The organism is Streptomyces sp. NBC_00582 (assembly GCF_036345155.1).
GTDB lineage: Bacteria > Actinomycetota > Actinomycetes > Streptomycetales > Streptomycetaceae > Streptomyces.
The window spans coordinates 2,053,721-2,066,723 of sequence record NZ_CP107772.1; the positions used below are offsets into that span (position 1 = coordinate 2,053,721).

Sequence of the window (13,003 nt, forward strand, 5' to 3'; positions counted from 1 at the left end):
AGCCTCGGGCATCAACCCAAGCCTCGGGCATTAACCCAAGCCTCGGGCGTCAGCCCAAGCCACGGGCGTCCTGCTTCAGGGCCGTGTCCACCGTGAGGGCCGTCGCGACGACCAGGCTCAGCAGCGGTTCGGGGAGCTGGTAGTGGATCTGCAGGACGTAGTTGTCGGCGGTGGTGAACATCGTCTTGGCGAGGCCCTCCCAGGTCTTGGTGATCCGGGCGACCTCGTTCTCCGCGTGGTCGACGATGGCGAAGTTCCACGCCCGCCAGTTCTCCGCCTTGATGGCGCCGATCTGCTGACCGCCCGCGTTGATGGCGAAGTTGATCTTCCCGAAGACGTTCTGCTGGACGATCTCACCGACCTGCTGGCCGTCCGGGCGCGTCACGATCACCCGTGACTTGAATATCTTCGCCGGGCGGGTCAGCAGCAGCACGGGCCGCCCCTGGGCGTCGCGGATCTCCAGCTTGTGGGTGAAGTACTGGTCGATGCTGGCGACGAACCGAATGATCTTGCGCAGGGCGCTCTGGCCGACCTGGACGACCGAGCCGAGCTGGTTGCCCTGCTGGTCCATGACCTTGTACTCGTTGGTCAGTTCGATGAGCTTCGCCTTCTGGTTCACCACCAGCACCGGCTCGCTGAACAGCGTGCCGCCGCCGGGGCCGCTCGGGGCGACCCCGGCCTGCTGCTGCACCTGGCGCTGCACGCGCGGGTCGGGCCCGGCCGGCTGCGCCGGGATGCCCGGCGCGGCCTGCCCCGGCTGGTCGGCGTGTGTGTGCTCGGTCCACCGGGTGCCGTCCCAGTAGCGCAGGGTCTGGGCCGCGCCGTGCGGATCCGGGTACCAGCCTGCAGGTGTGTTCGAATGCGTGGTCACCGGGGCACACTACCCCGAGCCCGCCGGGACCTGACCAGTCCCCACGAGGCGGTGTTCACGCCGCATTTGCCCGCGCGCCGGGCCCTTTGCTAATCCGTGACGATCGCCGGGTCGCTGACGCCGGGGCGCCCGTTCTCGACATGTCCGGCGAACCGCCGTACGAAGTCGGCGTCGACGTCGGCCGTGACGGTGAGGTCGTACCAGCGCCGGCTCCGCGTCAGGTCGACGGAGTGCCGCACGACGGCTCCGGCGCGCACCCGCACGGTCGCGGTCCGGCCGCCGTAGCCGTCGGCGAGCTTCAGCACGGCCGGGTGGGAGGTCTTGTTGGTGAAGGTGAGGTCGAGGCCGTCGCCGACGTGCCGCGCGATCGCCTCGAGGCCCGGCTCCTTGCCCCGGAAGGTGCGCAGGAAGCCGTTGGGGCCGTGCACGGTCAGGTCGTAGGAGCCGCCGGAGGTGGCGGGGTTCCAGGTGTCGGAGAGGGTCTTGCCCGAGCCGGTGGTGTAACTCCAGGGCCCGTCCGCGCGGTTGCCGGAGGTGACGAGGAAGGCGGCACCGGCCTTGGCGCCGGAGGCGAAGGTGAGGGTGATCTCGCCGGCCGCGCCGTTCGCCGAACCGTCCACGAACGGGGCGTACTTGAGCGGACGGGTGGGGCGGTGGCCGCGCTCCTGCCTCGGCAGGACGGGGATCGCGGGCGGGGTGGGCAAGTAGTCCGGGTGGCGGTCCTTGTCCGGGGGCTCGTAGCCGTCGGTGTCGGGCAGGGAGACCGGGCGGGTGTCCGTGCGGCCGAAGTCGAACGCGGAGGTCAGGTCGCCGCAGACCGTGCGCCGCCAGGGCGAGATGTTCGGCTCGTGGACGCCGAAGCGGCGCTCCATGAACCGGATGACGGAGGTGTGGTCGAAGGTCTCGGAGCAGACGTAACCGCCCTTGCTCCATGGGGAGACGACCAGCATCGGGACACGCTGGCCGAGGCCGTAGGGGCCGGCGACATGGGAGCCGTCGCCCTTGAAGACGTCCGGGCCGGTGTCGACCGTGGACCTGCCCTGCGCGGCGGAGGCGGGCGGGAACGCCGGGACCACGTGGTCGAAGAAGCCGTCGTTCTCGTCGTACGTGATGAACAGGGCGGTCCTCGCCCACACCTTCGGGTCCGAGGTGAGGGCGTCGAGGACCTGGGCGACGTACCAGGCGCCGTAGTTCGCGGGCCAGTTGGGGTGCTCGGTGAAGGCCTCGGGGGCGACGATCCAGGAGATCTGCGGCAGCTTCCCGCCCGTGACGTCCGCCCTGAGCCGGTCGAAGAAGCCCTCGCCCTTGCGGGCGTCGGTGCCGGTACGGGCCTTGTCGTACAGGGGGTCGCCCGGCTGGGCGTTCTGGTACTGGGTGAAGTACAGCAGGGAGTTGTCGCCGTAGTTGCCGCGATAGGCGTCCTCGATCCAGCCCCAGCCGCCGGCCTTGTCCAGACCGTCGCCGACGTCCTGGTAGATCTTCCAGGAGACGCCCGCCTTCTCCAGCCGCTCCGGATACGTCGTCCAGTTGTAGCCGGCCTCGTCGTTGCCGAGGACCGGGCCGCCGCCCTTGCCGTCGTTGCCGGTGTAACCGGTCCACAGGTAGTAGCGGTTGGGGTCGGTCGAGCCGATGAACGAGCAGTGGTAGGCGTCGCAGAGGGTGAAGGCGTCGGCCAGCGCGTAGTGGAACGGGATGTCCTGGCGGTTGAGATACGCCATCGTCGTCGCGGACTTGGCGGCGATCCAGCCGTCGTACTTGCCCCCGTGGAAGGCGGCGTGGCCGTCGTTCCAGCCGTGCGGGAGGTCCTGGAGGAAGGCCATCCCCAGGTCGTCGGCGTCGGGGTGGAAGGGCAGGACGTCCTTGGTGCCGTCGGACTGGTGCCAGACCGGCCTGCCGTTCGCGAGGGTCACCGGGCGCGGGTCGCCGAAGCCGCGGACGCCCCTCAGCGTGCCGAAGTAGTGGTCGAAGGAGCGGTTCTCCTGCATCAGGACGACGATGTGCTCGACGTCCTCGATCGACCCCGTGCGGTGGTTCGCGGGCAGCGCGGCGGCGCGCTCGATGCTGCCGGAGAGCGCGGTGAACGCGGTGGTGGCGCCCGCGAGTTGGAGGAAGCGACGCCGGTTGACCTCGGACATGGGTGAGGGACCTCTCGTGCGGAAGGCGGGTCTCACGTGACGGGATGCGAGTGTTCCAAGGGCATCGAACGTCGGGGAAGGGTGCGATGGCGTCCGCGTGAAGGTCGACGGTACGGGGGATGTGCAGAGGATCAAGGATCCCCCAAAGGCCCCGTTCCCCCGTGAGAGTGACCGAATTCCGGCCTGATCGCGGCCGTCCCCCGCGGTATGGACCACTGGCGGTTCGGCGGGGGTCACCCGGGATCCGCCGCCCCCCCACCCGAGGCCCCGACCAGCACATGAAGCGCTTGCGCCCGACGCGCCCCGCCGGCATCGCGGACGGAAAAGCAGATGATTCGGTTGTCTGTCGAACCAAGGGCTCAAGTGCACTTTTCCGTCATGTTTCACGGCAAGATCACACAACCCCCACGGACTCCTCACTAAGTTGACGCCACGGATGCGGAGACGACCGGCCTCGGAGGGGGAGCCGGCGTCCCGCAAGGGGGTACGCCGGCTCCGGGGGAGCCGTGCCCGCCCCTGCCCGGGGGAGGGGACTTCACCGCATGAAGCGGACCACACGCACCACCGCGCTCACGGTGGGCGCGCTCATCGCCGCGTTCGGCCTGCCGGCCGGCACGGCTCGTGCCGACGCCGCCACACCCCGCGTCGACCTGCGGGTTCTCCTGGTGAGCGACGGCGGCCCGGCCACCGGGGCCATCGCGGCGGAACTGACGGCGGCGGGGACGCCGTACACCGAGATCGACCTCACCCGGTCCGGCCGGCCGATCATCGACGCGGCCTTCCTCGCCGACACCGTCGACGGCCGGCCCCGCGCCCGGTTCCAGGCCGTCGTGCTGCCCGACGACAACCCGTTCGAGGCCGGTTCGCCCGAGATGGCGGCCCTCGCGGCCTACGAACAGACCTACGGCATCCCCCAGGTCGACGCCTACACCTACGCGCGTCCGGAAGCGGGACTGCAGTACCCCGTGCACGGCGGCTACTCCGGCGGGCTCGACGGGGTACAGGCCGCGGTGACCACCGCCGGGAGGTCCGGGCCGTTCGGCTACCTCGACGGGGCGGTGCCCTTCGAGGACAACGACCCGGCCGTCGGGGAGAGCTACGCCTACCTGGCGACGCCCGCGCCGGGCGCCGACTTCACCCCGTACGTCGACGCCCCGATCCCCGGGCGGTCGACCCGGGGCTCCCTGGTGGGCGAGTACCGGCACGACGGGCGGCGCGAGCTGGTCGTCACCTTCGTCTACAACCGGTACCAGCAGCAGTTCCGGCTGCTGGCCCGCGGCATCGTGGAGTGGATGACCGGCGGTGTCCATCTCGGCTCCTCCCGCAACTACTTCGCCGTGCACGTGGACGACGTGTTCGCCGCCGACGACCGCTGGAACTCCGCCCTCGACTGCACCCCCGGCGACGTCGACTGCGCCGACCCGGGCGCCACCCCCGACCCGATCCGGATGACCGCCGCCGACGCCGCCCACGCCGCCGCCTGGCAGACCAGCAGGGACTTCACCCTGGACCTGGCCTACAACGCGGCCGGCACCGTCGACACCCGCACCGCGAACATCGGGGCCGACGCCCTCGCCGACCGACTCCTCGCCGACAGGGACCGGTTCCGCTGGATCAACCACACCTACGCGCACCCCTTCCTCGGCTGTGTGCAGGACACCACGGTGGTGCCGTGGAAGTGCTCCACCGACGCCGACGGCTCCACCCGGTGGGTGAGCCGGACCGAGATCTCCGACCAGATCGCGAACAACCGCACCTGGGGGCAGGCCAACGGACTCCCCCTGGACGACGACGAGTTGGTCACCGGCGAGCACTCCGGCACGAAAGTGCTGCCGCAGCAGCCCGTGGACAACCCCAACCTGGCGCTCGCGCTCGCCGACAACGGCGTCGACTGGCTCGGCTCCGACGCCTCCCGTGAACCCGACCAGCGCCGGCTCGGCGCCGCCACCACCGTCCCCCGCCATCCGATGAACGTCTTCTACAACGCGGGCAGGGCGGTCGAACAGGTCGACGAGTACAACTGGCTCTACACCGCCCGGGCGCAGGGCGGCAGCGGCGTCTGCGAGGACAATCCCGCCACCACCACCTGCCTCCCGGCCCCACTGGACCCCGCCACCGGCTACACCGACCACATCGTGCCGCGCGAGACCCGCATCGCCCTCGGACACGTCCTCGCCAACGACCCCAGGCCGCACTACATCCATCAGTCGAACCTCGCCGAGGACCGCCTCGCCTATCCCGTCCTCGACGGCGTCCTCGACGGCTACCGGGCCCTCTTCGCGGACGACACCCCGGTGGTGAACCTGCGGATGAAGGACATCGGCACCGAGCTCGAGCGCCGGGCCGCCTGGCAGGCCGCCGTGCGGGACGACCGGGTGACCGCCTACCGCATCGGCGACACCGTCACCGTCGAGGCACCGGACGGGGTGGACGTCACCGCCTCCCTGCCCAGCGGCACCACCCTGGCGGGCGCCGCCTTCGGGACGGCGTACGCGGGCGGGGTGTCCGGCTGGACGCCCTCCGCCGGCACCCCCCTCACGCTCACCCTGCCGGCCTCCGCCGCGGCCCCGGCCGCCGACACCTCCGAGCCGCCCACGGCCACCGGGCCCGCACCGGACACACGGGTCCCGGCGGGCGTGACCGAGCAGGTCCCGTACACCGCGGACAACTGAACGGCGCACCGACCGACCGAAGGAACCTCCGGCCGCCGACAGCGGCCGGACCACCGGTGGGCCCTGCCAGGGGCTCACCGGGCACGAACCACCCCACACCTCGGCCGTGGAGCCCACCGATGCACGTTCCCCACGGCGCGCGCCGCTCCGGCGCGGCGCGCGTCACCCTGCTCACCGAAGGCACCTACCCGCACAGTCACGGCGGTGTGAGCGTCTGGTGCGACCAACTCGTCCAGGGCATGCCCGACATCGACTTCGACGTCATCGCCGTCACCGGCACCGGACGCGAGGCCGTCGTCTGGGACCTGCCCGCCCATGTCTCGCGCGTGCTGTCCGTCCCGATGTGGGGCGACCCGCCCGAGGGCCGCGCGCCCCGGGGCCGCGCCCGCGCCCGGCTCGCCCGCTGCTACGAGGAGTTCCTCACCGCCCTGCTCGACCCGCGCGCCGAGGACCGCTTCGGGCCCGCCCTGTACACGCTGGGCCGGGCCGCGGCGGACGGAGCGCTCGGCCCGTTCCTGCGGGGCGACCGGGCGATCGCGATCCTCACCTCGGTGTGGAACCGGCCGGGCCTCGCGGTGCGCGAGGCGCGCCCGACCCTGCACGACGCGCTCACCGCGACCGCCCTCCTGGAGCACGCCCTGCGCCCGCTCGCCGCACCCGCCCCCGAGACCGGGGTGGCCCACGCGGTCAGCGGCGGAGTGGCCGTCCTGCCGGGCCTCGCCGCCCACGAACGGCACGGTGTACCGCTGCTGTTGACCGAGCACGGCGTGTATCTGCGCGAGCGCTACCTCGGCTACCGCACCGCGCCCTACCGCTGGCCGGTGAAGGCGGTCGTCCTCGGCTTCTTCCGGCTGCTGGCGGAGGAGACCTACCGGCGGGCCGCCCTGATCACCCCGGGCAACCGCTACAACCGGCTGTGGGAGGAGCAGGGCGGCGCCGCCCCGGAGTCCATCCGCACCGTCTACAACGGCGTGGACCCGGCCGCGTTCCCGCCCGCCGGGCCCGAGCCCGACACGCTCACCCTGAGCTGGGCCGGCCGGGTCGACCCGATCAAGGACCTGGAGACCCTGATCCGGGCCTTCGCGCTCGTCCGGGCCGAACTCCCCGACTGCCGCCTGAGGTTGTTCGGCGGCACCCCGCGCGGCGGGGAGGCGTACCGCGAGCGGTGCGAGGCGCTCGCCGCCGAGCTGGGACAGGCGGACGCCGTCACCTTCGAGGGCCGGGTCGACGACATCAAGGACGCCTACGCGGCCGGCACCGTCGTGATGCTGTCCAGCATCAGCGAGGGCTTTCCGTTCACGCTGATCGAGGCCATGTCGTGCGGGCGGACGACCGTCTCCACCGATGTGGGCGGAGTGCGGGAGGCGGTCGGCGACACCGGGCTCGTGGTACCGCCCCGCGACCCCCGCTCGATGGCCTCCGCCGCGCTGGAGCTGCTGGGCGACCCGGTACGGCGCCGCGCGATGGGCGAGGCGGCCCGGCTGCGGGTGATCGAGCAGTTCACCCTGCGCCGGACCGTCGACACCTTCCGCTCCCTCTACCTCGAACTGCCCACGGCGGCGCGGGAACCCGCGGCGATACCCGTGCCGCCCCGTCCGCTCGCTCCGGTCGGCACGGTCGCCGGATGAGCGGGCCGATCTCCCTGGAACCCGGCGGGTCCGAACAGGACACGCTGGCGCTGCGGCTCGCCGAGACACGTCCCCCGCGCCGTCGGCCGCGCCGGTTGGCGGACGACGCCACGCTCGCCCTCCGGCTGCCCCGGCACGGCCCCGACGAGGAGGCGGTGAGCCGGCTGGCCGCCGAACTCGCCGACCGCGTCGGGCCCGCCGTCCACCCCTACGAGGTGGCCGCGCTGCTGGAGGCGGAGGGCCTGTCGGCCGCCTCGATCAAGGAGGAGTACGGCCATGCGAGCCTGTTCTCGCTGGCCGCCGCGTTGTACGAGCGGGTGCCGCGGACCTTCCCGGAGCCCGCCCCGGCCGCCGACGTATGGCGCCCGGACACGGTGCGCTGTCTGCTGCGGGGCGTGCTGTTCGCCCTGCCGGGACTGGCCTATCCGCTCACCCGGCCGCTGTGGGACGCCGGAGCGCACGCCCCCGCGCTGATCGTGGCGGGCCTGATCTCCTGGGCCTGGGGGCAGGGGCTCGGTCACCGCGCCCATCTGCGCGGGGCGACCGGGCGGCGCGAGGCGGGCCGTACGCTGCTCGCCGGCGCGCCCCTCGGGGCCGCCCTCGCCACCGCGGCCGCCGCGCCGCTCGCCGGGAGCGGGCCGGTGATCCTGGCCGCGGCCGCCCAGTCGCTGTATCTGGCGGCGGCGGGCGTCCTGCTGGTACTGGCACGGGAGCGGCTGCTGCTGGCCGCGCTCTGCCCGCTGATCGCGGGTGCCGTCGTCCTGCCGTGGTGGGAACCGGGCGAGCCGCTGCGGGCCGCGCTGCCGGCGCTGGCCCTGCTGGCCACGCTCGCCGTGACCGGCCTGGCGCTGCGCACGGCGCTGACCGCGCCCGCCGCGCCCGGCGGGGCCCGCCCGCGCCTCATGTGGTCGGTGCCGTACGGCCTGTTCGGGCTGGCGGCCGGGGTGCTGGTGCTGCTGGAGGCGCGCGAGGAGCCGTACGCGGTGCTCGTGCTGACCCTCAGCATGGGGCCCGCGGAGTGGCTGCTGTACCGCTACCGTGGTCTGTCGGTGGCCGCCCTGCGCGCTACCGCGACCCCCGCCGGGTTCCTGCTGCGCTCGGCCGGCGTCCTCGCCGTCTGTCTGCTCGCCTATCTGCTGCCGCTGGTGCCGGCGGCGCTGGTCACCGGGGCCCCGCCGACCGCGCTGCTGCTCCTCGCGGCCGCCTTGTGGACCGCCCTGCTGCTGCAGGCGTTCGGCGCCGCCTGGCCGTCGGCCGTCGTCTCGCTCGCCGCCGCCGGCGGCGCCGGGACGGTCGCCCTCCTCGGCCTGCCGCCGGGCCCGGGCGCGGCGCTCCGGCTGGCCTGCGGCGTCGCCGCGCTCTGTCTGACGGCGTACGCGCTGTGGCAGCTCGGCCGTCCCGCGCCGCACGCCTGAGCGCCCCGCGCTCGCCACGGCCCACGACGTTCTCACCCACCCCCACGCTCCACCACCCACCCCCCCACACGCACACGCACACGCACACGCACCATCGGAAGGAACACCGGAGTTGACCTCCACACCGCTCGCCGCCGTCACCGGGGCCGAGGGCTTCATCGGCTCGCATCTCACCGAGGCGCTGGTCGCCTCCGGGCACCGGGTGCGGGCCATGGCCCAGTACAACTCGTTCTCCTCGTACGGCTGGCTGGAGACCCTGCACCCGGACGTCCTCGACCAGGTGGAGATCGTCCTGGGCGACGTCCGGGACCCGGGCTCGGTGCGCGGCCTGCTCGAAGGGGCCGACACGGCCTACCACCTGGCCGCGCTCATCGCGATCCCGTACTCGTACCGGGCACCGCACAGCTATGTGGACACCAACGTCACCGGCACGCTGAACGTGCTGGAGGCGGTGCGCGCGCTGGGCACGCCCCGGCTGGTGCACACCTCCACCAGTGAGACGTACGGCACCGCGCGGACCGTGCCGATCACCGAGGACCACCCCATCAACACCCAGTCCCCGTACGCCGCTTCGAAGGCCGGCGGGGACCGGCTGGCCGACAGCTACCACGCCAGCTTCGACACTCCCGTGGTGACGCTGCGGCCGTTCAACACCTTCGGGCCGCGCCAGTCGATGCGCGCGGTCATCCCCACCGTGATCGGCCAGGTGGCGGCCGGCGAACGCACCCTCACCCTGGGCGACCTCCGGCCCACCCGGGACTTCACCTTCGTCAAGGACACCGCGCGGGCGTTCCTCGCCGTCGGCACCGCGCCCGCCGAACGGGTGGTGGGCCGCACCTTCAACGCCGGGACCGGCGGGGAGATCTCGGTCGGCGACCTGGTCGCACTGATCGGGAAGGTGATGGACACCGCGCTCGACGTCCGCGAGGACACCGCGCGCATCCGGCCCGCGAACTCCGAGGTGATGCGGCTGGTCGCGGACGCGAGCCGGCTCGCCGCCGCCACCGGCTGGCAGCCCGCGCACACCCTGGAGGAAGGCCTCGCGCAGACCGTGGAGTTCTTCCGCGACCCGGCCCATCTGGCCCGCTACAAGACCGGCATCTACAACATCTGACCACCCCCGCACACCCACACCCAAGGACACGAAGGAGGAGTCCGTGCACGCAGTGATTCTGGCCGGAGGCAAAGGCGTCCGGCTGCGGCCCTACACCACCGCGCTGCCCAAGCCGCTGGTGCCCATCGGGGACCAGCACGCGATCCTGGAGATCGTGCTGCGCCAGCTCGCCACATCCGGCTTCACGAGCTGCACCATCGCCATCGGCCACCTCGGCGAGATCATCCGCGCCTACGTCGGTGACGGAGCCGCCTGGGGCCTGCGGATCGACTACGCCACGGAGGAGAGCCCGCTCGGCACCCTCGGCCCGCTGCTCACCCTGCGTGAGGACCTGCCCGAGACGTTCCTGGTGATGAACGGCGACGTCCTGACCGACCTCGACTACGCGGACGTCCTGCGCACGCACCGCGCGTCGGGGGCGCCGCTGACCATCGCCACCTACGCCCGCAAGGTGCACATCGACTTCGGGGTGCTGACCACCGACTCCTCGAAGGTGGTCGCGTTCACCGAGAAGCCCAGCATGGACTACCGCGTCTCGATGGGCGTCTACGGTCTGTCCCGCTCGACGCTGGAGGGCTACACGGCCGGACTGCCGCTCGGTTTCGACGAGTTGGTCCTCGACCTGATAAGCGCTCAGAACGGGCCGCACGCCTACGAGTTCGACGGCTACTGGCTGGACATCGGGCGCCCCGACGACTACGACCGCGCCAACGCGGAGTTCACCACCCGCAAGTCCCATCTCCTCAAGGGAGCCTGAGCACCCGATGCGCATTCTCGTCCTGGGCTCCACCGGCTATCTCGGGGCCCACGTCGCCGCACGACTGCGGGCCCTGCCGGGCGCGCTGGTCCTCGGCGCCGGCCGCTCCCCCGGCGCGGACCACGAGGTCGACCTCGCCACGGTCCGCGCCGAGGAGCTGGCCGGGACCCTGGCCCTCGCCGCGCCCGACGCGGTGGTCAACTGCGCGGGCGCGACCGGCGGTGACGCCGTGACGCTCGCCGAGGTCAACGCCCGCGGCCCGGCCGTGCTGTGCGCGGCGCTGCGGGAGGCGGCGCCGGGGGCCCGGCTGGTGCACCTGGGCTCCGCCGCCGAGTACGGTCCCGGCGTCGCCGGCAGCCCGGCGACCGAGTCCGGTCCGACCTGCCCCGTCGGCCCGTACGGCGCGACCAAGCTCGCGGGCACGGCGGTGGTGACCGCGTCCGGCCTGGACGCGGTGGTGCTGCGGGTGGGCAACCCGGTGGGGCCGGGGGCGCCGCCCGCCGGACTGCCGGGCCGGCTGGCGGGTTTGCTGCGGGAGGCGGGCCGGGACCCGGACGCGGTGCTGCGGCTCGGCGATCTGTCCGCCCACCGTGACTTCGTGGACGTACGGGACGTGGCGCGCGCGGCCGAGCTCGCCGTCACCGCGCCGGGCCCGCTGCCGGGGATCCTGAACATCGGCGCGGGCCGTGCCGTCCCGGTGCGCGAGCTGGTGCTCGGCCTGGCCTCGCAGGCCGGTTTCCGCGGCCGCGTCGAGGAGAGCACGGGCGGCGGCCGGTCGGTCCGCTCCGGCGAGGTGTCCTGGCAGTGCTCCGCCATCGCGGCCGCCGAGCAGGCCCTGGGCTGGCGGCCCGCGCACACCCTCGACGAGGCGCTGGCCGCGCTGTGGGAAGGCGACGGCACGCCGTGAGCCTGCTGATTCCGCTGTACGTGCACCCCGCCGAGGATCCGGGCGCCTGGCACCGTCTGATCCGGGGCGCGGGGCGCACGTACGGCGTGATCCTCAACCCCGCGAACGGGCCCGGCAAGGGCCCCGACCCCGCGTTCGCCGCGGCGGCCGGGGCCCTCAGGGAGGCGGGCGCGCGCGTCCTCGGGTACGTCGACACCGACTACGGGGTGCGCGAGCACGCCGACGTGGTGGCCGATGTGCGCCGGCACCGGGAGTGGTACGCGGTCGACGGCTGCTTCCTCGACCAGGTGACGGCGACCCCGGACGCGCTGCCCGCCTGCCGGGCGCTGGTGAGGGGCGTGCGCCGGACGGGCGCGGGGACGGTCGTCCTCAACCCCGGGGTCCACCCGGCGCCCGGCTACGCCCGGCTCGCCGATCTGACGGTCACCTTCGAGGGCCACTGGTCCACGTACGTCTCGGCGTTCACCCGCCCGGACTGGACCGCGCGGCAGGCGCCCGGACGGCTCTGCCATCTGGTGTACGGCGTCCCGGCGGCGCTGGTGCCGCTCGCGGTGCGTACCGCGGGTGAGCGGGGCGCGGCGGTGTGCGGTCCCGTCACCGGCGAACTTCCCAATCCCTGGGGTGAGTTGACCCCCGCACTGAGCGGAACGGAATGATGAGGTACAGGGTACGAGCGATCCTGCTGGCGGGTGCGCTGGCGCTGGCGGGCTGCTCCGGCACGGGCGGCGGGGGCGAGGGCGGACCGTCGGCCTCCGGTACGCCCTCCGGTACGGCGGACTCGTCGACCCGGGCGCTGTGGAAGCCCCGGCCGGGGCTGGCGTGGCAGTGGCAGCTCAACAGCAGGGTCGACCCGTCGGTGGACGTGCCGGTCTACGACATCGACGGCTTCGAGAACACGGCCGCGGACGTGGCCCGGCTGCACCGGGACGGGCGCAAGGTCATCTGCTACATCAACGTCGGGGCGTGGGAGGACTTCCGGTCGGACCGGGACGAGTTCCCGACGTCGGTGCTGGGTGAGCGCAACGGCTGGGCGGGCGAGCGCTGGCTGGACATCCGGAGGCTCTCGGTGCTGCGGCCGATCATGGAGCGGCGCTTCGACATGTGCCGTGACAAGGGCTTCGACGCGGTGGAGCCCGACCTGGTGGAGGGCTACGGCAACCGGACCGGCTTCCCGCTCACCGCGCGCGACCAGCTCCGCTACAACCGTATGATCGCCGCTCTGGCGCACGAGCGCGGGATGTCGGTGGGGCTGAAGAACGACCTGCCGCAGATCCCCGACCTCCTCGCAGACTTCGACTTCGCGGTCAACGAGGAGTGCGCCCAGTACGGCGAGTGCGCGCGGCTCACCCCGTTCGTCGACGCCGGCAAAGCGGTCTTCCACGTGGAGTACGCCGAGCCCACGAGCAGGTTCTGCGCCGAGTCGCGGCGGCTGAAGCTGTCGTCGATGCAGAAGAAGCTGGAACTGGGGGTGTGGCGCAAGCCCTGCTGAACGGGGACCGGAGGC

10 protein-coding genes are annotated in these 13,003 nt (G+C 73.1%); 8 read left to right on the top strand and 2 right to left on the bottom strand.

Annotated elements, in window-relative coordinates; genetic code table 11:
- Window positions 1-49: 49 nt before the first annotated feature.
- The gene (locus tag OG852_RS08755) at window positions 50-871 is read right to left on the bottom strand and encodes a phospholipid scramblase-related protein (RefSeq protein WP_133913705.1); all 822 of its coding nucleotides are present in this window, start codon (window positions 869-871) and stop codon (window positions 50-52) included.
- An 89-nt stretch (window positions 872-960) separates the two neighbouring features.
- Window positions 961-3,006, bottom strand: a complete 2,046-nt coding sequence (locus OG852_RS08760) for a phosphocholine-specific phospholipase C (RefSeq protein WP_330347531.1) — start codon at window positions 3,004-3,006, stop codon at window positions 961-963.
- 542 nt (window positions 3,007-3,548) lie between these two features.
- On the opposite strand from OG852_RS08760, the gene OG852_RS08765 reads away from it, so the two are divergent.
- The 8 genes from OG852_RS08765 to OG852_RS08800 all read left to right on the top strand — a co-directional run bounded on the left by OG852_RS08765 (window position 3,549) and on the right by OG852_RS08800 (window position 12,988).
- A complete protein-coding gene (locus tag OG852_RS08765; RefSeq protein WP_330347532.1) occupies window positions 3,549-5,678 on the top strand; it encodes a hypothetical protein in 2,130 nt (709 codons plus the stop codon).
- A 119-nt stretch (window positions 5,679-5,797) separates the two neighbouring features.
- Complete coding sequence (pelF, locus tag OG852_RS08770; RefSeq protein WP_330347533.1) at window positions 5,798-7,306, top strand: GT4 family glycosyltransferase PelF; 1,509 nt, start codon at window positions 5,798-5,800, stop codon at window positions 7,304-7,306.
- Window positions 7,303-8,721 (top strand): hypothetical protein, encoded by a 1,419-nt coding sequence (locus tag OG852_RS08775; RefSeq protein WP_133913709.1) that lies wholly within the window; start codon window positions 7,303-7,305, stop codon window positions 8,719-8,721. Before pelF ends, OG852_RS08775 begins: the two co-directional genes overlap by 4 nt.
- Window positions 8,722-8,833: 112 nt before the next feature.
- Complete coding sequence (locus OG852_RS08780) at window positions 8,834-9,835, top strand: GDP-mannose 4,6-dehydratase (protein ID WP_330347534.1); 1,002 nt, start codon at window positions 8,834-8,836, stop codon at window positions 9,833-9,835.
- Window positions 9,836-9,878: 43 nt separating this feature from the next.
- Entirely contained in the window at window positions 9,879-10,592 is a 714-nt protein-coding gene (locus OG852_RS08785; RefSeq protein WP_133913711.1) for a nucleotidyltransferase family protein, read from the top strand.
- A 7-nt stretch (window positions 10,593-10,599) separates the two neighbouring features.
- A complete protein-coding gene (locus tag OG852_RS08790; protein WP_330347535.1) occupies window positions 10,600-11,499 on the top strand; it encodes an NAD-dependent epimerase/dehydratase family protein in 900 nt (299 codons plus the stop codon).
- Entirely contained in the window at window positions 11,496-12,155 is a 660-nt protein-coding gene (locus tag OG852_RS08795) for a spherulation-specific family 4 protein (protein WP_133913713.1), read from the top strand. Before OG852_RS08790 ends, OG852_RS08795 begins: the two co-directional genes overlap by 4 nt.
- Window positions 12,152-12,988 carry an endo alpha-1,4 polygalactosaminidase gene (locus OG852_RS08800; RefSeq protein WP_133913714.1) on the top strand — a complete coding sequence of 279 codons (837 nt, stop codon included), beginning with the start codon at window positions 12,152-12,154 and terminating at the stop codon, window positions 12,986-12,988. Before OG852_RS08795 ends, OG852_RS08800 begins: the two co-directional genes overlap by 4 nt.
- The last annotated feature ends 15 nt before the right edge of the window (window positions 12,989-13,003 follow it).

Excerpts from the sequence above, each read along its gene's own strand:
- OG852_RS08760 (WP_330347531.1), bottom strand. The coding sequence starts at position 3,006 with ATGTCCGAGGTCAACCGGCGTCGCTTCCTCCAACTCGCGGGCGCCACC.
- OG852_RS08765 (WP_330347532.1), top strand. The coding sequence starts at position 3,549 with ATGAAGCGGACCACACGCACCACCGCGCTCACGGTGGGCGCGCTCATC.
- pelF (WP_330347533.1), top strand. The coding sequence starts at position 5,798 with ATGCACGTTCCCCACGGCGCGCGCCGCTCCGGCGCGGCGCGCGTCACC.
- OG852_RS08775 (WP_133913709.1), top strand. The coding sequence starts at position 7,303 with ATGAGCGGGCCGATCTCCCTGGAACCCGGCGGGTCCGAACAGGACACG.
- OG852_RS08790 (WP_330347535.1), top strand. The coding sequence starts at position 10,600 with ATGCGCATTCTCGTCCTGGGCTCCACCGGCTATCTCGGGGCCCACGTC.
- OG852_RS08800 (WP_133913714.1), top strand. The coding sequence starts at position 12,152 with ATGATGAGGTACAGGGTACGAGCGATCCTGCTGGCGGGTGCGCTGGCG.